Raw genomic sequence first — 19,934 nt, 5'->3', positions numbered from 1 at the left:
CCGCTGGGCCGCGCGGCCCAGGCCCGCCACCGTCGCGCGGCCCAGGCCCGCTCCACCCCTATGCCGCGTCGCCCGCCGCGTCCCCGCCTCCGTACTTCGCCACGTACGTACGAGCCGCCTCGACCGCCTCGGGGGCGAGTGCGTCCGCCGCGACGAGCAGCCGCGGGAGCAGGTCCCGGTCGGTGGTGACGGCCCGGAACTGGAAGGCGACGGTCACCTCGTGGTCGGGTCGGTGAACGATCTCGATCGTGTCGCCCGCCCGGATCGCGCCCGGCTCGATCACTCGCAGATACGCGCCAGGTGCGGCCCGCGCAGTGAAGCGCTTGACCCACCCCTTCTCGCCGAGGTGGCCCTGGAACGTGCGGCAGGGGATCCGGCCCGAGGCGACCTCGAGGACCAGGTCGGGGCCGACGCGCCAGCGCTCGCCGATCTTCGCGCCCGTCACGTCGACACCCTCGGTGGTGAGGTTCTCGCCGAACGAGCCGTTGCGCAGATCGTGGCCGAGCGTTCCCTGCCACTCGTCGAGGTCCTCGCGGGCGAAGGCGTAGACCGCCTGGTCGTCGCCGCCGTGATGGCGCATGTCGCACACGGCGTCCCCTTCGAGACCGCTGGCGCCGACCCCCTTGGGCCCGGGCGCCGCCACCCGGACGGGGCCCGGCACCGGCCGCTTGTCGATACCGGTCACGCCCTCGGCCTGGTCGGTGTGCTCGCTGGCCTCGGGGCGACCCACATTCAGAGACAGAAGCTTCATGACGGCACGCTAAGCGACGCGGCGCCAAAGCGTCGACGCATTATTTCCCGTTGCATCCAAGGCTGCCTTATGCTTGAGGAATGATCGAGGCCCGTCATCTCCGTGTCCTGCGCGCCGTGGCCGCCACCGGCTCCTTCTCGGCGGCCGCCCGCGAACTCGGCTGCACCCAGCCCGCGGTCAGCCAGCAGATGAAGGCCCTCGAATCCTCTGCGGGCACCCCGCTCCTCATCCGCACAGGCCGCGAGATGCGACTCACCCAGGCGGGTGAAGCTCTGGTGCGGCACGCGGCGGGAATCCTGGCCGGACTGACCGCGGCGGAGGAGGAGGTCGCCGCCATCGCGGGCCTGCGCGCAGGCCGTGTCCGGCTCGTCTCGTTCCCCAGCGGCAGCTCCACGCTCGTCCCCACGGCGCTGGCCGCCCTGCGCGCCGCGCACCCCGGCACCCGCGTCTCCCTGGTGGAGGCGGAGCCGCCGCGCTCGGTCGAGATGCTGCGTGAGGGCGACTGCGATGTGGCCCTGGCCTTCAGATATGAGGGGCGGCGCGAAGCGCCTCAGGACAAGGGTGGTGGCGGGAGACGGGAGGGCGAAGGGGCGCAGGCCGCGGAGGACTGGGACGACCTCGTCGTACGTCCGCTGCTGGCCGACCGGCTCGTCGGCCTCGTCCCTGAGGGGCACCGGCTGGCCAAGTCGGACGCGGTCTCCATCGGTGAGCTGGCCGACGAGCCCTGGATCGCGGGCTGCCCGCGCTGTCGCCGGCAGTTGGTGGAGGTCTGCGAGGGTGCGGGATTCACTCCGCGCATCGACTTCGCGACCGACGACTATCCGGCGGTGATCGGCCTGGTCGGTGCCGGCCTCGGTGTGGCGGTCCTGCCGGAGCTCGCCATCGAATCCGTACGCCCCAAGGGCGCACGCACAGTGACGGTGGAGCCGGCTGTGCAGCGCGAGATCGTCGCCCTCACACTGCCCGACCTGGCCCAGGTGCCGGCCGTGGCAGCCACGCTCGACCACCTGGCGCGGGCCGCGGCCCGCTGATCGGGCCCTCACAGGCCCACGGGCACGTCACTGCGTGCCCACCTTGAAGAAACGTTCCTTCATCTGTTCACCCCGGGTGGGGCGCCGCCCGCCGGTGCCGGTGCGGCGGCGACGAGCCGGTTGCGGGCGCGGCCCATGAGCTCCTCGCGCTCGTCCTCGGTCAGCCCGCCCCACACGCCGTACGGCTCGCGCACCTGGAGCGCATGAGCAGCGCACTCCGCGCGCACCGGACACCTCATGCAGACCTCTTTGGCCGAGTTCTCGCGGGCGCTGCGCGCCGCTCCCCGCTCCCCCTCCGGATGGAAGAAGAGCGAGCTGTCCACCCCGCGGCAGGCCGCGAGGAGCTGCCAGTCCCACAGATCTGCGTTCGGTCCGGGAAGGCGGGAGAAATCTGCCATTGCTGTGTCCCCTTGTAGCCGTTCTGACGCGGGAAGGTGCCCAAGAACCGTACATCTACTGTCTAAGGAGATGAAAATATGACTCATTGCGAATCTAGCCTCAGACACCACTAAAAGTGAAGAAAAAGGGCTAAATGGGGCATGGCTTGTGGTGAAACCTTGTGGGTCGCTTGCGCCGTCTGCTCTGTATCCGGTCCCTCACGTAGAGTGCCGAAGCAGACCGTCGAACCCGTAACTCTTTCGGGTGACCGTCGTTGAGAGTGCGGAGGCGGTTGAGACAACAAGCGCTCGGGCATCTGTCCGAGAGCGTCGACCGCACAGGTGACGATTCGTACCAGCCTGGAGGCCCAAGGTGACGCGCATCAGCTGCGGAGGACGGTCATGACATCCGTCCTCGTCTGCGACGACTCCCCGCTTGCCCGAGAAGCGCTCCGCCGCGCGGTCGCGACCGTCCCCGGCGTAGAGCGCGTGACGACCGCGGCCAACGGCGAGGAAGTCCTGCGCCGCTGGGGCGCCGACCGCTCGGACCTGATTCTGATGGACGTACGCATGCCCGGTCTGGGCGGCGTCGAGACGGTCCGGCGGCTGCTGTCCGCCGATCCCGGTGCGCGCATCATCATGCTCACCGTGGCCGAGGACCTGGACGGTGTCGCGCTCGCCGTCGCCGCCGGTGCCCGCGGCTATCTGCACAAGGACGCCTCGCGTGCCGAACTGCGTGCCACGGTCACGCAGGCGCTCGCCGACCCGACCTGGCGGCTCGCGCCGCGCAGACTGCGGTCGGCCGAGATGGGTGCGGCGCCGACGCTCACGGCGCGTGAGATCCAGGTGCTCGAGGGCATGAGCCACGGCCGGTCCAACGCGGAGATCGGGCGCGAGCTCTTCCTCTCCGAGGACACGGTCAAGACGCACGCACGCCGCCTCTTCAAGAAGCTCGGCGCCTCGGACCGCGCGCACGCCGTGGCGCTCGGCTTCCGCTGGGGCCTGGTCCGCTAAGGCGCACGGTGCGCCGCCGCGGGGGCACAGCGATCCCCGTCCGCCCCAGGGCGGACGGGGCTGCGGACGGCCGCCGGTCCTCGTTTCGCCGGACATGCCGCATCCTTGAGTTGTGGAGTTCCTCAGGGACGAGTCGGCCGAGCGGAAGGGGAGGGCGCACGAGATGAGTTCCGGCGCACCTGCTCATAACGCTTCAGTGCACAACTACGGACGCGGTGCCACGGACCGGACGCCGCCAAGGCACCATGGACCGATGCGCGACGACGAGGCAGCCGGCCGAGGAGCCATCGGTGCACTGGTCCACAGCGCCGTCGAGGGCGACGAGCAGGCCACGCACGACCTTCTCGCGCACGTCCACCCCCTCGCGATCCGCTACTGCCGAAGCCGTCTGACCCGACTGCCGGGTGACGCACGGCACTTCGTGGAGGATCTCGCGCAGGAAGTCTGTGTCGCGGTGCTCCTCGCGCTGCCGCGCTACAAGGACACCGGGCGCCCCTTCGAGGCGTTCGTCTTCGCCATCGCCGCGCACAAGGTCGCGGATCTCCAGCGCGCCGCCATGCGGCATCCCGGTTCCACCGCCGTGCCCTCCGACGAGATGCCGGAGCGGCCCGACGACTCGCTCGGACCGGAGGAGCGGGCCCTGCTCAGCAGCGATGCGGAGTGGGCGAAGAAGCTCCTCGCCAACCTTCCGGAGAACCAGCGCGAGCTGCTGCTGCTCCGGATCGCCGTCGGCCTCACCGCCGAGGAGACCGGACAGATGCTCGGCATGTCGCCGGGCGCCGTCCGCGTCGCCCAGCACCGCGCACTCAGCCGACTGCGGGCGCTCGCCGAGCAGTGAGCCGAGCAAGCCGAGTATCGAGGCGAGCAGCGGGCCGAACACCGAGGCGAGCAGTGAGTCGAGCGCCGGGCGGAGCAGTGAGTCGAGCGCCGAGCAAGCAAGCCGAACACTGAGGCGAGCACCGAGCCGAGCAGCGAGTCGTTGAGTGAGACGCGCCACGCGCGCGTGAGGCGGCGCACCAAGGGCGGGCCGCGATCCACGCACGTGTGAACGTACAAATCTGCTCGGTGATCTTGATCGTGGAATGAGACACCTCCGGATCCCGTTAGCATGGACATCCGCACCGATCAAGGCCATTTGGGGAAGGTGTCATGACTGCAAACGTCGACGGAGTGCCCGAGAAATTCGCGACACTCGGGCTGACCTACGACGACGTGCTGCTGCTGCCGGGCGCGTCCGAGGTCCTCCCGAACGCGGTCGACACCTCGTCCCGCATCTCCCGCAACGTGCGCGTGAACATTCCGCTGCTGTCGGCGGCGATGGACAAGGTCACCGAGTCCCGCATGGCCATCGCCATGGCGCGGCAGGGTGGCGTCGGTGTGCTGCACCGCAACCTGTCGATCGAGGACCAGGTCAACCAGGTCGACCTCGTGAAGCGTTCCGAGTCCGGCATGGTGACCGACCCGATCACCGTGCACCCGGACGCGACGCTGGCCGAGGCCGACGCGCTGTGTGCGAAGTTCCGCATCAGCGGCGTCCCGGTGACCGACCCGGCGGGCAAGCTGCTCGGCATCGTCACCAACCGCGACATGGCGTTCGAGTCCGACCGCAGCCGCCAGGTGCGCGAGGTCATGACGCCGATGCCGCTCGTGACCGGCAAGGTCGGCATCTCCGGCGTCGACGCCATGGAGCTGCTGCGCCGCCACAAGATCGAGAAGCTTCCGCTGGTCGACGAAGCGGGCGTCCTCAAGGGCCTCATCACGGTCAAGGACTTCGTGAAGGCCGAGCAGTACCCGCACGCCGCGAAGGACGCCGAGGGCCGCCTCCTCGTCGGTGCCGCGGTGGGCGCCAGCCCCGAGGCCCTGGAGCGCGCTCAGGCGCTGGCCGAGGCGGGCGCGGACTTCCTCATCGTCGACACGTCGCACGGACACAACAGCAACGCGCTGAACTGGATGGCGAAGATCAAGTCCAGCGTCGGCGTCGACGTCATCGGCGGCAACGTCGCGACGCGTGACGGCGCGCAGGCCCTGATCGACGCCGGTGTCGACGGCGTGAAGGTCGGTGTGGGCCCCGGCTCCATCTGCACCACGCGCGTGGTCGCCGGTATCGGCGTCCCGCAGGTCACCGCGATCTACGAGGCGGCTCTCGCCGCCCGTGCCGCCGGCGTCCCGGTCATCGGTGACGGCGGTCTGCAGTACTCCGGCGACATCGGCAAGGCGCTCGCCGCCGGTGCCGACACGGTGATGCTGGGCAGCCTTCTCGCGGGCTGTGAGGAGTCGCCGGGTGAGCTGATGTTCATCAACGGCAAGCAGTTCAAGTCGTACCGCGGCATGGGTTCCCTCGGGGCGATGCAGTCCCGCGGGCAGGGCCGGTCGTACTCCAAGGACCGCTACTTCCAGGCCGAGGTCGCCTCCGACGACAAGCTCGTGCCCGAGGGCATCGAGGGCCAGGTGCCCTACCGCGGCCCGCTGGCCAACGTGCTGCACCAGCTCGTCGGCGGTCTGCGCCAGACGATGGGCTATGTGGGCGCCGCCTCCATCGACGAGATGGAGACCAAGGGCCGCTTCGTGAGGATCACGTCCGCGGGCCTCAAGGAGAGCCACCCGCACGACATCCAGATGACGGTCGAAGCGCCGAACTACAGCCGCAGCAAGTAGCCGCCAAGTAGTCGCCGACAGTGCCAGGGGCGGCCCCGGGGTTCCCGGGGCCGCCCCTGGCGCGTATGTCGGGGATACTGGAAGGCGCTGAAACGCAGAGGGAAAGGCCACACACGTGACTGAGATCGAGATCGGGCGCGGCAAGCGCGGCCGCCGGGCGTACGCCTTCGACGACATCGCCGTCGTCCCGAGCCGCCGTACGCGTGACCCGAAGGAGGTCTCGATCGCCTGGCAGATCGACGCCTACCGTTTTGAGCTGCCGTTCCTGGCAGCTCCCATGGACTCCGTCGTCTCGCCGGCCACCGCCATCCGGATCGGTGAGCTCGGCGGCCTCGGCGTGCTGAACCTCGAGGGCCTGTGGACCCGCTACGAGGACCCGCAGCCGCTCCTCGACGAGATCGCCGAGCTGGACGCCGACGTCGCCACGCGGCGCCTTCAGGAGATCTACCAGGCCCCCATCAAGGAGGAGCTGATCGGGCAGCGTATCAAGGAGGTGCGCGACTCCGGTGTCGTCACCGCCGCCGCGCTGTCGCCGCAGCGCACCGCCGAGTTCTCCAAGGCCGTCGTGGACGCGGGCGTCGACATCTTCGTGATCCGCGGGACCACGGTGTCCGCCGAGCACGTCTCCGGCGCCGCCGAGCCGCTGAACCTGAAGCAGTTCATCTACGAGCTGGACGTGCCGGTCATCGTGGGCGGCTGTGCCACGTACACGGCCGCGCTGCACCTGATGCGTACCGGTGCGGCCGGTGTGCTCGTCGGCTTCGGTGGCGGCGCCGCGCACACCACGCGCAACGTGCTGGGCATCCAGGTGCCGATGGCGACCGCCGTGGCCGATGTGGCCGCCGCCCGCCGCGACTACATGGACGAGTCCGGCGGCCGGTACGTGCACGTGATCGCCGACGGCGGCGTGGGCTGGTCCGGCGACCTGCCGAAGGCCATCGCCTGCGGCGCCGACGCCGTGATGATGGGCTCCCCGCTGGCGCGCGCCACGGACGCGCCCGGCAAGGGCCACCACTGGGGCATGGAGGCCGTCCACGAGGACGTGCCGCGCGGCAAGAAGGTCGACCTCGGGACCGTCGGTACGACGGAGGAGGTCCTCACCGGGCCTTCGCACACCCCGGACGGTTCGATGAACTTCTTCGGCGCCCTCAAGCGCGCCATGGCGACGACCGGCTACAGCGAGCTCAAGGAGTTCCAGCGGGTCGAGGTCACGGTGGCGGACTCGCAGCACCGCCGCTGACGCAGTACTACGTGGAAGGGGCCCGCACCGTTTCGGTGCGGGCCCCTTCCACGTAGAGGGCCATTGCAGGTCTACGGAGAGGGGCTTTAAAGGCGGTGGGCCGCGCCTGTCGGGGTGGCGCCCCTGGTGTCCAGGAGGAGCTGGGCCTTCACGGACAGGCCCTGGAGGTCGTACGTGCGGTGCTGCTGGAGCAGGATCGTCAGGTCGGCGTCCGCGGCGGCCTCGTAGAGGGAGTCCGCGCGGGGGACCGGGTGGCCGAGGACGTTCCACGACGGGATGTGCGGGTCGTGGTAACTGACCGCCGCTCCCAGCTGCATCAGCCGGGTGGCGATCTCCTGGGCGGGGGTGCCCTCCAGGTCGGCGACGTCGGGCTTGTACGTGATGCCGAGGAGCAGGACGCGGGCGCCGCGGGCCGACTTGCCGTGTTCGTTGAGGAGGGTGGCGGCGCGCTGGATCACGTACTGGGGCATGTGGTGGTTGACCTGCTGGGCCAGTTCCACCATGCGCAGGGGGCGGACCGGGAGGGGCGGGCTTGAGAGGTCCTGGGGGACTCCGTGGCCGCCGACGCCGGGGCCGGGACGGAACGCCTGGAAGCCGAACGGCTTGGTCTCGGCGCAGCGGATGACGTCCCACAGGTCGACGCCCAGGTCGTGGCAGAGGACGGCCATCTCGTTGACCAGAGCGATGTTGACGTGGCGGTAGTTGGTCTCCAGGAGCTGGACGGTCTCGGCCTCGCGTGGTCCACGCGCGCGAACCACCTTGTCGGACAGGCGGCCGTAGAAGGCGGCAGCGGATTCGGTGCAGGCGGGGGTGAGGCCGCCGATGACCTTGGGGGTCGTGGCGTACGCGTGCGTGCGGCTGCCGGGGTCGAGGCGGCCGGGGGAGTAGGCGAGGTGGAAGTCGCGGCCGGCCCGCAGCCCCGAGCCGTCCTCCAGGAGGGGGCGCAGGACGCCTTCGGTGGTGCCGGGGGCGACCGGGGTCTCGATGATCACCGTGGTGTGGGGGCGCAGACGGGCGGCGAGGGCGCGCGTGGCGTCGGTGAGCTGCGTGAGGTCGAGGGAGCGGTCCGCGCCGAGTGGCGCGGGGGCGCAGATGACGGCGGTGCGGACGCGGCCGAGTTCGACGGGGTCGCCGGTCGGCCGGAAGCCCCCCGAGAGCATCCGGCGGATGTCGGCGGCGGTCAGGGTTCCCTCGGCGCCGTCGCCGGGGAGCCGGCCGGCCGCGAGGTCGGTGGCGCGTACGGGGTCGTAGCCGATGGTCGCGATGCCGGTGGCGACGGCGGCCTGGGCGAGGGGCAGGCCGAGGTGACCGAGTCCGATGACGGCGAGATCTGCGGGCATGGCGGTGGGCCGTCCTTCCCAATAGCCGGAGCGGGAGGAGAGCGCAAGCCCTGTGGACAAGATGGGCGAGCGCAATGTCAGACTAGGAGTAAATATGACCGTTATGCGGTATTGCCTGGCCGGGAATCCGGGAGTGTTGTCCACAGGCTGCGGGTGAGTGGTGGCTGAAGTCGGGCACGGCGGTCAGAATCGGTGCATGGGTGATGAGAGCCGGGGCGCATCAGACAGGTGACACCGGTGGGACCGACTGGACCGACGCCGACTGACCGACAGCGGGAGGTAGCAGTGAGGACAGCGACACTGGGACCGGCGGAGCGTGCCGAGGCGCTCGCGGGAATGGCCGAGCGGGAGCTGGACATCCTGGTCGTGGGCGCGGGGGTGGTAGGCGCGGGCACCGCGCTCGACGCCGCGACCCGGGGTCTGTCCACCGGGCTGGTCGAGGCGCGGGACTGGGCCTCCGGCACATCGAGCCGGTCGAGCAAGCTGATCCACGGCGGGCTCCGGTATCTCGAGATGCTCGACTTCGCACTTGTGCGCGAGGCGCTGAAGGAGCGCGGGCTGCTCCTGGAGCGGCTCGCCCCGCACCTCGTGAAGCCGGTCCCGTTCCTGTATCCCCTCCAGCACAAGGGCTGGGAGCGGCTGTACGCGGGCTCGGGCGTCGCCCTGTACGACGCGATGTCGATGGCGCGCGGGCATGGGCGCGGGCTGCCCATGCACCGCCATCTGAGCCGACGTCACGCGCTGCGGGTTGCGCCCGCGCTCAAGAAGGACGCGCTCGTCGGCGCCTTGCAGTACTACGACGCGCAGATGGACGACGCGCGGTATGTGGCGACGCTGGTGCGGACGGCCGCGATGTACGGGGCGAAAGTCGCCAACAGGGCGCGTGTGACCGGGTTTCTGCGGGAGGGCGAGCGCGTCGTCGGCGCCCGCGTCGAGGACGTGGAGGGCGGTGGGGAGTACGAGATCCGCGCCCGCCAGGTCGTGAACGCGACAGGCGTGTGGACGGACGACACCCAGGCGATGGTGGGCGAGCGGGGCCAGTTCCACGTACGCGCGTCCAAGGGCATCCACCTCGTCGTGCCCAAGGACCGGATCAACTCGTCGAGCGGGCTCATCCTGCGCACCGAGAAGAGCGTCCTGTTCGTGATCCCGTGGGGGCGCCACTGGATCGTGGGCACCACGGACACGGAATGGGACCTCGACAAGGCGCACCCCGCGGCCTCCAGCGCCGACATCGACTATCTGCTCGAGCATGTGAACTCGGTGCTCGCGGTGCCCCTCACGCGCGACGACGTCCAGGGGGTCTACGCGGGCCTGCGGCCCCTGCTCGCCGGCGAGTCCGACGCCACGAGCAAGCTCTCGCGCGAGCACACGGTGGCGCACCCCGTGCCGGGGCTCGTCGTCGTGGCGGGCGGCAAGTACACGACGTACCGGGTCATGGCCAAGGACGCCGTCGACGAGGCGGTGCACGGGCTCGACCAGCGCGTCGCCGACTGCGTCACCGAGGACATCCCGCTGATCGGGGCCGAGGGCTACCACGCGCTGTGGAACGCGCGGGCGAGGATCGCCGCGCGGACCGGGCTCCATGTGGTGCGGGTGGAGCATCTGCTCAACCGGTACGGGTCGTTGGCGGAGGAGGTGCTCGACCTGGTGGCCGCCGACCCCGGGCTCGGCGCGCCCCTCACCGGCGCCGACGACTATCTGCGGGCCGAAGTCGTGTACGCCGCCTCGCACGAGGGGGCGCGGCATCTCGACGATGTGCTGACGCGGCGCACGCGGATCTCGATCGAGACGTTCGACCGGGGGACGCGGTGTGCGCGTGAGGCGGCCGAGCTGATGGCTCCGGTGCTCGGCTGGGACAAGGACCAGATCGAGCGGGAGGTGGAGCACTACGAGAAGCGGGTGCAGGCCGAGCGGGAGTCTCAGCGTCAGCCCGATGACCTCTCGGCCGATGCGGCGCGACTGGGGGCGCCGGATATTGTGCCGCTGTGATGGGGTGCACCGGGGTTGCGCTGGGGGCTGTGCCCCCAGGCCCCCCTTTCGCCCTGCGGGCTCGTCCTCAAACGCCGGACGGGCTGAAATGGTGCGCTCGTCCTCAGGCGCCGGACGCGCTGAGTGGTGCGCTCTGCCTCAATCGTCCGACCCGTTGGTGGGTGTGGGTGGGCAGAACTCTGCCGTCAGTAGGCGGCGTTCCAGTTCGGGGGTGTTCTTCGCGGTGTCTGTGTTGGTGCGGAACGTGATGACGCTTGACGCCGTTCTCGTTGCCGCTGTGCGGACGTAGCTGCCCTCGATTCGGCCGTTGTGGCCCCATATCGTCGTTCCGCAGGGGAGTTTCGTGGGGTAGAGGCCCATGCCGTAGCGGCCTTGTGTGGTGCGGGTGTTGAGCATCGTGCGGAGTTGACTCGGGGGGAGGAGGCGGCCCTTCAGGAGGGCCGTGTAGAAGCGGTTCAGGTCGGTGAGGGTGGAGACCAGTTCGCCTGCGGCGCCGGCCACGCGGGGGTTCAGAGTGGTTACGTCGTCGCCTGTCGCGTCGTACGCGTGGCCGTGTGGCGTGGGCAGTGTGGTGCGGGTGCCGGGGAACGACGTGCCGGTGAGGTGGAGCGGTTCGATGATGCGGCGGCGGGCCTCGGTCGCGTACGAGTGGCCCGTGACCTGGCCGATGACCATGCCCAGCACGACGTAGTTGGTGTTCGAGTACGACCAGTGGTTGCGAGGGATCGGCGGATCGGCCTCGGCCAGTTGTACGGCCGTTTGGGGGGATATCGGGATCGTGCCGTGCGTGCGCGCCGTGAAGTCGGGCAGGCCGCTGGTGTGGGTGAGAAGCGAGTGGAGGGAGACGGAGTGGTCACGCAGTAGACCGGGGAGGTGGTCGTCCACCGTGTCCGAGAGGCGCAGGCGGTGTTCGGCGGCGAGTTGCAGCACGACCGTCGCGATGAACGACTTCGTGATGCTCCCGGCCCGGAAGTGGTCGGTGCGGCGGATCGTGGGTCCGGTGCGTACGAAGCGCGTCGTCATGCCCTCGCGGGCGAGCAGCGCCGCGGCGGGGGCCTTGCCCTCCGTGACCAGCAGCGGAAGAGTGGCGTCCGTGGCCGGGGCCGCGAGCGTCGTGGAACTGCCCGGAAACATACAGAAGAGGGTCGCTGCCAGGGGTATCGCCAGCAGTGTCCGAAGTACGGGCATGACGGTCCCTCCTTGTGTGCGGTCCATCATGCGGGACGGCCGACCCTGGGCGTGGAGTGGTCCCCGGGTAAGGGACAATGAAGGCTCTGTCAGGGCGGGTTGCAGAGGGGACGCATGTCGGAGGCGGAGCAGGCGGGCACAGCTCGTCAGGACAAGAGTGCACGTCTCCTCGCCGGGCGCTACCGGCTGGGAGAAGTCCTCGGCCGCGGCGGCATGGGCACCGTGTGGCGGGCGAAGGACGAGACGCTCGGCCGGACGGTCGCCGTCAAGGAACTGCGGTTCCCGTCGAGCATCGACGACGAGGAGAAGCGGCGCCTGATCACGCGAACGTTGCGTGAGGCGAAGGCGATCGCGCGGATCCGGAACAACAGCGCGGTGACGGTCTACGACGTGGTCGACGAGGACGACCGGCCGTGGATCGTGATGGAACTCGTCGAGGGCAAGTCCCTCGCGGAGCAGATCCGCGAGGACGGTTTGCTGGAGCCGCGGCGCGCCGCCGAGGTCGGGCTCGCGATCCTCGACGTGCTGCGCGCGGCGCACCGCGAGGGCATCCTGCACCGCGACGTGAAGCCGTCGAACGTGCTGATCGCCGAGGACGGGCGCGTCGTCCTCACGGACTTCGGCATCGCCCAGGTCGAGGGCGACCCCTCGATCACGTCCACCGGCATGCTCGTCGGCGCGCCCTCGTACATCTCGCCGGAGCGGGCGCGCGGGCACAAGCCCGGCCCCGCCGCCGACCTGTGGTCGCTCGGCGGACTGCTGTACGCGTCGGTGGAGGGAGTTCCTCCGTACGACAAGGGGTCCGCCATCGCGACCCTGACGGCCGTCATGACCGAGCCGGTCGACCCGCCCAAGAACGCGGGGCCGCTGGAGAAGGTCATCTACGGGCTGCTCGCCAAGGACCCGGAGCAGCGGCTCGACGACGCCGGGGCGCGGGCCCTCCTCAACGACGTCCTGCACGCTCCCGAGCCCAAGGACGAGGAACCCGAGCCGGTCGACGCGACCAAGGTTGTGCCGCTGCCGCCCATTCCCGAGCAGACGTCCAAGGTGCCCAGGACACCCAAGGTGCGCTTCGGTAAGGGAAGTTCGGCAGCAAAGGCTGCTGCGGGGGCTGCTGCGGGGTCAGGGTCCTCAGCTGCTTCCGTGAGTCCCGCGGACGCCGGTGACGGCACCGGCGCGGGCAAGAGGGGCGAAGAAGCCGCGGAGAAGCTGCGCGGTGCGCTGCGGTCGGTGCGGAAAGCCGCTGCTGCGGCCACCGCTGCGACGGCGGCCGGTGCGGCCGGCAAGAGTGGTGGGGCCGCGTCCGGCGGTACGGCGGAGGCCTCCGCGCATCCCGCGGTCGGGCAGGGCGGTTCGGGTGTTCCGGCGCAGCCCGCCGGGCCGCCTCGTACGCCGGCGACCAGGGCCTCGCTCACGGACGTGGTCCCGCGGCGCACCCTCGTGATCGTCGCGGTGCTCGTCGCGCTCGCCGTGATCGGCACCGTCATCGGCATCGCGTTCAGCGGTGGCGACGACGGCAGTTCCGCCAAGGGCGGCGACAAGTCCGCCTCCGCGGGAGCGACCGGAGGCAGCGGCGGAGGCAGCGGCAGCGGCAGCGATAGCAAGGACAAGGGCAGCGGGTCCGGAAACGACGCGGCTCAGGGCGGCGGCAAGGGCTCCGACAAGGGCCAGGGCTCCGGCTCGGACACCGGCAAGGGCGGCGACAAGGACAGCGACGCCGGCCAGGGTGCGTCGCCCGGCAGCACCAGCGGCGGCAGCGGGGTCCCGGGCAGCAGTGGCGCAGCCTCGACGTACAAGCACGACCAGGGCTTCTCCATCGGTCTCCCGAAGGGCTGGAAGTACAGCTCGACGAGCGCGGCGGGGGCTCGTTTCACGGGCCCCGACGGGCAGAAGCTGCTCGTCGGCTGGACGACGACGCCCAAGTCGAACCCGGTCCAGGACTGGCGCAACCAGGAGCACTACATGGTCCGCTCCCAGTACGACCGGATACGCATAGCGGCGGTCGAATACCGCGGCTGGAACACGGCCGACTGGGAGTTCACGTACGTCGACGGGGGCACCAAGTACCGCTCGATAGACCGCGGTTTCGTGGTCAACAGCGGTCTCGGGTACGGCCTGATGTACACGGCCAAGGCCGCCGACTGGGAGGGCGCGCAGCGCAAGGCCGCCTGGCAGACGTTCACCAAGACGTTCAAGCCGAAGTCCTGAGCCTGAAGGCAGTCCGGCACGTATCGTGAGTGCTTGCGGACCGTGCGCAGCCGTATCGGGACGCATCACTGCGCACAACAGGGCGCAAAGCGAGCGGAATTGACCACCGGGCGGACAGGGGGACGCGTCGTGGAGGAGTATGCCGGGCGAGTGCTCGCCGACCGCTACCGCCTGCCGCTGTCGCCGGCCGACGCGTACGAGTTCGCCCAGACGCGGGCGTTCGACACCTACAGTGGCCAGGAAGTCCTGGTCAGGCAGGTGCCGTTACCCGAAGTCGTCGAGGCCGAGGTGCTCGACGCCGAAGGGCTCCCGGACGGGTTCGTACCGCGTGAGTCGCGTGGCCGGCGCGAGCGGGGGGACGCGGCGCGGACCACGCGCAGGCCGGCGGATCCCGCGGTGCGCCGCGCCATCGAGGCCGCGCAGGCCGCCGCCCAGATACCCGACCACCCAAGGCTCGACCAGGTCTTCGATGTGTTCGCCGAGGGCGGTTCGCTGTGGATCGTCAGCGAGGTCGTCTCCGCACGGCCGCTCGCCGCGCTGCTCGCCGAGGAACCGCTGTCCCCGTACCGGGCGGCCGAGGTCGCGTCCGACGTCCTCACCGCACTGCGCGCGCTGCACGCCCACGGCTGGGTCCACCGGAACATCACCGCCCGCACGGTCCTCGTGTGCGACGACGGCCGGATCGTGCTGACCGGACTCGCTGCCGGTGCGGCGGAGGAGGCTCTGTGCGGCTACGACCCGACACCGACGCCTCCCGCTGCCGCGGCGCCTTTGGCCCCCCAGGAGCCGCAGCCTTCGGCGCCCGCGCCCCCTTACACGCCTCCCGCTGCTCTTGCTCCCGCGCCGTCCCGGCCCGCCGCTCTTGAGGCCGGGAGCGACCCGCGGGCCGCGCGCGCGGGAGCGATAGCCGCGTACCGGGCGGGTGCACGGGCCGCCGCGCGCGGGGGTGTGGACACGGACGGGACGCCGGGGCCGCCGCAGCGCGGACCGGGCGCGGAGCACGGGGGCGAGTCCGGCGCCGGTGCGCATGGCGGCGGCGCAGACAGCGGCGGCGCGGAGCCCGGCCGGATCGACGACCCCTACGGTGTACGCGGCTCCGCCGAGCGCCCCTGGCACGGGGCGACCCCGCGGCCCGGCATGGAGCAGCCCGAGCCGAGCGCTCCCACCCCTGAGTCTCCTGACCCCGCGCCCGGAGCGCCCGGAGCCACGCGGTGGGATCAGCTCATCCCCGCGCAGCAGCAGGCGGCCCCGGCGGCCGGTCGCGGGCCCACCACCGCTCTCGCCGCCGACCGCGCGCGGCAGGCGAGGATGACCGTCGTCGGGCCCGTCACCGAGCGCTGGGCGCCCGAGCAGGCGGGGCCCGTCCACGAGAACTGGCAGCTGGCCGCCCCGATCGGCCCGGCCACCGACCTGTGGGCCCTCGGCGCCCTCCTGTTCCGCGCGGTCCAGGGGCATGCCCCGTACCCGGAGGAGAACACCGGTGAGCTGGTGCAGATGGTGTGCGCCGAGCCGCCCGCGTTCGCCGAGGAGTGCGGGCCCCTGCGGCCCGTCGTCGAGTCGCTGCTGCGTCAGGACCCCACGGAGCGGCTCGACTTCGAGGAGCTGCGTGGGTGGCTCAGGTCGCTGGTGCGGTCCGCGCCGGAGCCGGAGGCGGGCACGAACGTCGTGGCCGCGCCCCCCTTCGACGCCACGCGGCTGCCGGTCGTACGGCGCCGGGGCGAGCTCGTACGCAGGCGCCGCCGGCGCTCCGACGCCCAGGCCGGGACCGGGGCCGGGCACGCGCGGCACAAGCGGGCCAAGGCGCATCCGCAGCAGGCCGAGCGCCGCATGCAGGCGGAGCGCCGCACGCGGCCGGAGCGGGGCTCGCCGGAGCGTCGCACCCAGTCGGACCGGCAGCCCAGGAAGCCCCGTTCGCTCGGCCGCACCCTGCTCGTTCTCGTACTGCTCGGCCTGGCCGCCGCGGTCGCGTACGCCGTGGTCTTCATGCCGAAGGCCGAGCCGAGCGGCGGCACGCCGGGCGACGGCGCGAAGGATCACGCGGGCGCCACCGGCGGAGGCCGGCCCGCGCCCGAGGGCGGCAGGTCCACGCCGGCGCCTTCGGCGGGCGAATCAGCCGAGGGCCAGGGGAAGAACGGCGGCAAGAACTCGTCGACCCCCTCCGCCACAGATCCGCAGACCGACTCGTCCGAACCCGAGGTCGCGCAGGGCTTCACTCTGCGCAAGGACCCCGAAGGGTTCCGCGTCGCCGTCGCCAAGGGCTGGAACCGGCAGGGCAGGAACGGACAGGGTCAGGTCCTCTACACGCACGGCGACTTCGAGCTCGTCGTCGTCCCGGGCCGCGACAGCACGTCCGCGTACGGCAGCGACCCGATGACGTACCAGCGGGAGAAGGAACGCGAGTTGCAGCCGTTCCGCGACTCGACGTGGGCGACGTCCAGCGGGATGCGGCGGATCGACGTGGGCGGGCGGGCCATGGCCGAGGGGCAGTTCACCTGGCAGAACTCGGCGGGCCGCGAGACGTACGTACGCAACCTCGCGATGATCGTGGGCGGCCGCTACCACGTGGTGCAGCTGCGGGGCCCCGAGGCCGAGCGCGACGAGGTGACGCGCCTGTACGAGCAGGCCTCGGCGACGTATCAGAGCACGGGCTGACGTATCGGAGCACGGACTGATACAACGCCAGACGTCGTACCGGCGTACTGAATGCACCCAGTTGATGACCTGTCGGCTCCCGTCCCGATAGGCGACAAGCGTCACAGTGCGGTCTCCGTGCACCCCCGCCGGTTCCCTGTGCCTGGGCCGCTCCCTAATGTGGCTCTGTCAAGGCCATGCGCGGCCGTGGCACGACCAATGCGCCTGCGGGGGAACGTGAATCAGATGCAGGGCCTGCTCCTCGCGGGCCGCTATCGACTCGGTGATTCGATCGGGCGCGGCGGCATGGGCCGGGTATGGCGCGCGCACGACGAAGTGCTCCACCGTGCCGTGGCCGTAAAGGAACTGACGGCGGCCCAGTACGTGCAGGAGGCCGACCGTGCCGTGCTGCTCGCGCGGACACAGACGGAGGCGCGGGCCGCCGCGCGGATCAACCACCCGGCGGTCGTCACCGTCCACGACGTGCTGGAGCACGACGACCGGCCGTGGATCGTGATGGAACTCGTCGACGGTCCCTCGCTCGCGGACGCCGTGAAGGAGTCGGGCCGCATCCTGCCGCGCGAGGCCGCCCGCATCGGCTTGTGGACGTTGCGGGCGCTGCGCGCCGCGCACGCGGCGGGGGTGCTGCACCGCGACGTCAAGCCGGGCAACGTCCTGCTCGCCCGCGACGGCCGGGTGCTGCTCACCGACTTCGGGATCGCGCAGGTCGAGGGCGACTCGACGATCACGCGGACCGGCGAGATAGTCGGCTCGGTCGACTATCTGGCGCCCGAGCGGGTCAGCGGCGCGGCGCCCGGACCCGCGTCCGACCTGTGGGCGCTGGGCGCCACGCTGTTCACGGCCGTCGAGGGGAAGTCCCCGTTCCGGCGCACGTCGCCGATCAGCACGATGCAGGCCGTCGTCGAGGACGAGCCGGGCGACCTCATATACGCGGATGCCCTCGCCCCTGTCATCCAGGCGCTGCTGCGCAAGGACCCGGCCGCGCGTCCGTCCGCCGACGAGGCCGAGTCGATGCTCGCAGAGGCCGCCGAGGGGCGGCGCCCCGACGCGGCGCAGGCCTACGTGCCCACGCAGGTGCATGCCGCGGCGCCGCCGACGCCCCCGGAGAAGTCGACTGCGATAGGCGTGCATCACGCCGCCATGCCGGCGGTCCCCGCGGCCGGTCGCCGCAAGTGGCCGCGGGTCGTCGCCGTGGCGCTGGCGGCCGCGCTCGTCGGCGGCGGCGGGGTGTTCGCCGCGAACCACTACCTGAGCCACCGGACCTCGTCGAACACGAGCTCCGGCAAGGACGGGGCCCCGAGTACCTCGTCGGGTTCCGGCAGCGGCGGGCACAAGGCCGGGAGCATCCCGGACAACTGGGTCCGCGTCGACGACGTCGAGGGCTACAGCCTCATGCTCCCGAAGGGCTGGAAGCGGCAGGCGGACGGCTCCCAGGTCGACTACACGCCGGACGGCGGCGCCCACTTCGTACGGATCGCGGTCGACAAGTCCCCCGACTGGCCCGATTCGTACCACCACCAGCTGGACCTGGAGCGGCAGGTCACGAAGCTGCCCGACTACCAGCAGGTCAACCTGCAGCCCAACACCTACCGCGACCGGCCGGGATCCCTGTGGGAGTTCACCTGGACCGCGGGCAACAAGGACACGACGTCGGGCCCGCGGCACGCCATCGAGCAGACGTACGTCGAGAACGACGGCACCGAGTACGCCATCTATCTGTCCGTGCCGTCGGCCGACTGGGACGAGGCGCGGCAGCAGTTCGACGCGATCCTGCGGAGCTGGGAACCGTAGGCACCCGTGGTGTGCGGCGGCCGCCTGTGGTTTCGTTGATCCCTTGACGGCCCGGAGCACGCCCCTCCGGGGCTCGTTCCGTGCGGCATGATGGAACGCATGGGGACCGAGGGGGAGGACAACGTCCGTGTGATCGCCGGGCGTTACCGGCTCGAGGCGCGTATCGGCCGGGGCGGAATGGGCGTCGTGTGGCGCGCCTCCGACCAGCTCCTCGGGCGGCGCGTCGCCGTCAAGGAGCTCGTGCTCGACGAGACGCTCTCCGCCGACGAGGCCCGCCGCCAGAAGGACCGCACCCTGCGCGAGGCCCGCGCGGTCGCCCAGCTCCGACACCCGAACGTCATCGTCGTCCACGACGTCGTGGAGCACGGCGAACGCCCGTACATCGTCATGGAGTTGATCGAAGGCGGCTCGCTCGCCGACCGGCTCTCGCGGACCGGACCCGTCGACGCGCGGGAGGCGGCGCGGATCGGGATCGCGCTGCTCGGCGCGCTGCGGGTCGCGCACGCGGCGGGGGTCCTGCACCGCGATCTGAAGCCGGCGAACGTGCTCGTCGAGGCGGGCAGCGAGCGCGTCGTGCTCACGGACTTCGGGATCGCGCAGGTCAGCGGCGCGACGACGCTCACCGAGACGGGTTCCTTCGTCGGCTCGCCCGAGTACACGGCGCCCGAGCGCATGGCGGGGGAGCGGACCGGGCCGGAGTCGGACCTGTGGTCGCTCGGCGCGATGCTGTGCGCCGCCCTGACGGGCGAATCACCGTTCCGGCGCGACTCGCTGGGCGGGATCATGCACGCCGTGGTCGTCGGCGAGATCAATCCGCCCGCCGAGGCCGAGCCGCTGCTGCCCGTCGTACGGGGCCTCCTTGAGCGCGATCCGGCGCTCAGGCTCGGCCTGGACGAGGCCGACCGGCTCCTTCGCGCGTACGTCGCCACGGGCACGACGCCGCGACCCGTGGCCGGCTACACGCCCACGGCCCGGAACACCCCCACGGCGCCCGCTCCGGCGCCCCCGCAGAAGCGTTCACCCCGCGCCGTTCTCGCGGCCGCCGCGCTCGTCGCCGCGATGGCCGGGGCCGGCGTCTCCGCGGCCGCGCTCCTCGTGAACGGCGGCGACGGCGGCGGCACCCACCGCCCCACGGCGTCCGCGCCGGGCCCCACCGGCGACGCGGCGTCCCCCTCGGACTCGGCCCCGGAGCCCCGCCCGACGGTCACGGTCACGGAGCAGCAGACCGGCACGCGTCCCGCGTCCCCCGCCGGTTACCGCACGGCCGTCGACCCGGAGGGGTTCTCCCTGGCCGTGCCGGACGACTTCAGCCGCAAGCCCGACGGACCCCGGATCTTCTACATGTCGCCGGGCGACACGTTCAGGATCGGCATCAAGGCGGCCGCCCCCGACCCGGGCGGGCCCGGCGCGGTGCAGCGCCGCTCCGACGCGAAGGGTCCCGCCAACAACCCGGGCTACCGGGACAGTTCCGTCACCGACACCACCCACGGGGGCCGGCCCGCCGCGCTCTGGCGGTTCACGTGGAACGGCTTCAGCACGGCGGAGGGCGCGAGGCACACGTACGACCTGTGCTGGGAGCAGGGCGGCCGGATGTACGACGTGTGGGTGTCGGCGCCGGTCGGGCGGATCACGGAGGCCAAGCGGTACTTCGACACGGCGGTCGCCACCTTCGTGCCCTCCGGGGGCGGCTGAGGC

The 19,934-nt window shown here is 71.6% G+C and carries 14 protein-coding genes; 10 read left to right on the top strand and 4 right to left on the bottom strand.

Translation table 11 applies throughout. The features are described from left to right. Positions 1-58: 58 nt before the first annotated feature. Positions 59-751 carry an MOSC domain-containing protein gene (locus tag OHA58_RS13885; protein ID WP_405478987.1) on the bottom strand — a complete coding sequence of 231 codons (693 nt, stop codon included), beginning with the start codon at positions 749-751 and terminating at the stop codon, positions 59-61. A gap of 80 nt (positions 752-831) precedes the next feature. Here OHA58_RS13885 and OHA58_RS13880 point away from each other — a divergent pair, with 80 nt between their 5' ends. Beyond that, positions 832-1,782, top strand: a complete 951-nt coding sequence (locus tag OHA58_RS13880; protein ID WP_405478986.1) for a LysR family transcriptional regulator — start codon at positions 832-834, stop codon at positions 1,780-1,782. A 59-nt stretch (positions 1,783-1,841) separates the two neighbouring features. Here the strand turns inward: OHA58_RS13880 and OHA58_RS13875 are convergent, their stop codons facing one another. Continuing rightward, positions 1,842-2,180, bottom strand: a complete 339-nt coding sequence (locus OHA58_RS13875; RefSeq protein WP_405478985.1) for a WhiB family transcriptional regulator — start codon at positions 2,178-2,180, stop codon at positions 1,842-1,844. A 381-nt stretch (positions 2,181-2,561) separates the two neighbouring features. Between OHA58_RS13875 and OHA58_RS13870 the strand changes: the two genes are divergently transcribed. The 4 genes from OHA58_RS13870 to OHA58_RS13855 all read left to right on the top strand — a co-directional run bounded on the left by OHA58_RS13870 (position 2,562) and on the right by OHA58_RS13855 (position 7,068). Next, the gene (locus tag OHA58_RS13870; protein WP_003948568.1) at positions 2,562-3,173 is read left to right on the top strand and encodes a response regulator transcription factor; all 612 of its coding nucleotides are present in this window, start codon (positions 2,562-2,564) and stop codon (positions 3,171-3,173) included. Between the two features lie 253 nt (positions 3,174-3,426). Further along, positions 3,427-4,011: a sigma-70 family RNA polymerase sigma factor gene (locus OHA58_RS13865; RefSeq protein WP_116510977.1), complete on the top strand. Its 585-nt coding sequence runs from the start codon at positions 3,427-3,429 to the stop codon at positions 4,009-4,011. Positions 4,012-4,322: 311 nt separating this feature from the next. Beyond that, a complete protein-coding gene (gene guaB / locus OHA58_RS13860) occupies positions 4,323-5,828 on the top strand; it encodes an IMP dehydrogenase (RefSeq protein ID WP_405478984.1) in 1,506 nt (501 codons plus the stop codon). Between the two features lie 115 nt (positions 5,829-5,943). Then, entirely contained in the window at positions 5,944-7,068 is a 1,125-nt protein-coding gene (locus OHA58_RS13855; RefSeq protein ID WP_405478983.1) for a GuaB3 family IMP dehydrogenase-related protein, read from the top strand. A gap of 86 nt (positions 7,069-7,154) precedes the next feature. Here OHA58_RS13855 and OHA58_RS13850 read toward each other — a convergent pair whose 3' ends face one another. Further along, positions 7,155-8,408: a nucleotide sugar dehydrogenase gene (locus OHA58_RS13850; RefSeq protein WP_405478982.1), complete on the bottom strand. Its 1,254-nt coding sequence runs from the start codon at positions 8,406-8,408 to the stop codon at positions 7,155-7,157. Between the two features lie 285 nt (positions 8,409-8,693). Between OHA58_RS13850 and OHA58_RS13845 the strand changes: the two genes are divergently transcribed. Then, the gene (locus tag OHA58_RS13845; protein WP_405478981.1) at positions 8,694-10,400 is read left to right on the top strand and encodes a glycerol-3-phosphate dehydrogenase/oxidase; all 1,707 of its coding nucleotides are present in this window, start codon (positions 8,694-8,696) and stop codon (positions 10,398-10,400) included. Positions 10,401-10,538: 138 nt separating this feature from the next. On the opposite strand, the gene OHA58_RS13840 is transcribed toward OHA58_RS13845, so the two are convergent. Further along, positions 10,539-11,588, bottom strand: a complete 1,050-nt coding sequence (locus OHA58_RS13840; RefSeq protein WP_405478980.1) for a serine hydrolase domain-containing protein — start codon at positions 11,586-11,588, stop codon at positions 10,539-10,541. Positions 11,589-11,702: 114 nt separating this feature from the next. Between OHA58_RS13840 and OHA58_RS13835 the strand changes: the two genes are divergently transcribed. From OHA58_RS13835 to OHA58_RS13820, 4 genes are all read left to right on the top strand, one after another. Further along, entirely contained in the window at positions 11,703-13,796 is a 2,094-nt protein-coding gene (locus OHA58_RS13835; protein WP_405478979.1) for a serine/threonine-protein kinase, read from the top strand. A gap of 129 nt (positions 13,797-13,925) precedes the next feature. Then, positions 13,926-16,448, top strand: a complete 2,523-nt coding sequence (locus OHA58_RS13830; RefSeq protein WP_405478978.1) for a protein kinase — start codon at positions 13,926-13,928, stop codon at positions 16,446-16,448. 225 nt (positions 16,449-16,673) lie between these two features. Next, positions 16,674-18,239, top strand: coding sequence for a protein kinase domain-containing protein (locus OHA58_RS13825; RefSeq protein WP_405484962.1), 1,566 nt, complete (start codon positions 16,674-16,676; stop codon positions 18,237-18,239). A gap of 99 nt (positions 18,240-18,338) precedes the next feature. Next, positions 18,339-19,931, top strand: coding sequence for a serine/threonine-protein kinase (locus OHA58_RS13820; RefSeq protein ID WP_405478977.1), 1,593 nt, complete (start codon positions 18,339-18,341; stop codon positions 19,929-19,931). The last annotated feature ends 3 nt before the right edge of the window (positions 19,932-19,934 follow it).

Source organism: Streptomyces sp. NBC_00009, from assembly GCF_045040855.1.
In the GTDB taxonomy this organism is placed as follows: Bacteria; Actinomycetota; Actinomycetes; order Streptomycetales; family Streptomycetaceae; genus Streptomyces; species Streptomyces aureus.
The sequence above is the reverse complement of the archived record's forward strand: the minus strand, read 5'-3'. Positions and strand labels throughout refer to the sequence as shown.

Excerpts from the sequence above, each read along its gene's own strand:
- OHA58_RS13885 (WP_405478987.1), bottom strand. The coding sequence starts at position 751 with ATGAAGCTTCTGTCTCTGAATGTGGGTCGCCCCGAGGCCAGCGAGCAC.
- OHA58_RS13880 (WP_405478986.1), top strand. The coding sequence starts at position 832 with ATGATCGAGGCCCGTCATCTCCGTGTCCTGCGCGCCGTGGCCGCCACC.
- OHA58_RS13875 (WP_405478985.1), bottom strand. The coding sequence starts at position 2,180 with ATGGCAGATTTCTCCCGCCTTCCCGGACCGAACGCAGATCTGTGGGAC.
- OHA58_RS13870 (WP_003948568.1), top strand. The coding sequence starts at position 2,562 with ATGACATCCGTCCTCGTCTGCGACGACTCCCCGCTTGCCCGAGAAGCG.
- OHA58_RS13865 (WP_116510977.1), top strand. The coding sequence starts at position 3,427 with ATGCGCGACGACGAGGCAGCCGGCCGAGGAGCCATCGGTGCACTGGTC.
- guaB (WP_405478984.1), top strand. The coding sequence starts at position 4,323 with ATGACTGCAAACGTCGACGGAGTGCCCGAGAAATTCGCGACACTCGGG.
- OHA58_RS13850 (WP_405478982.1), bottom strand. The coding sequence starts at position 8,408 with ATGCCCGCAGATCTCGCCGTCATCGGACTCGGTCACCTCGGCCTGCCC.
- OHA58_RS13840 (WP_405478980.1), bottom strand. The coding sequence starts at position 11,588 with ATGCCCGTACTTCGGACACTGCTGGCGATACCCCTGGCAGCGACCCTC.
- OHA58_RS13835 (WP_405478979.1), top strand. The coding sequence starts at position 11,703 with ATGTCGGAGGCGGAGCAGGCGGGCACAGCTCGTCAGGACAAGAGTGCA.
- OHA58_RS13825 (WP_405484962.1), top strand. The coding sequence starts at position 16,674 with ATGCAGGGCCTGCTCCTCGCGGGCCGCTATCGACTCGGTGATTCGATC.
- OHA58_RS13820 (WP_405478977.1), top strand. The coding sequence starts at position 18,339 with ATGGGGACCGAGGGGGAGGACAACGTCCGTGTGATCGCCGGGCGTTAC.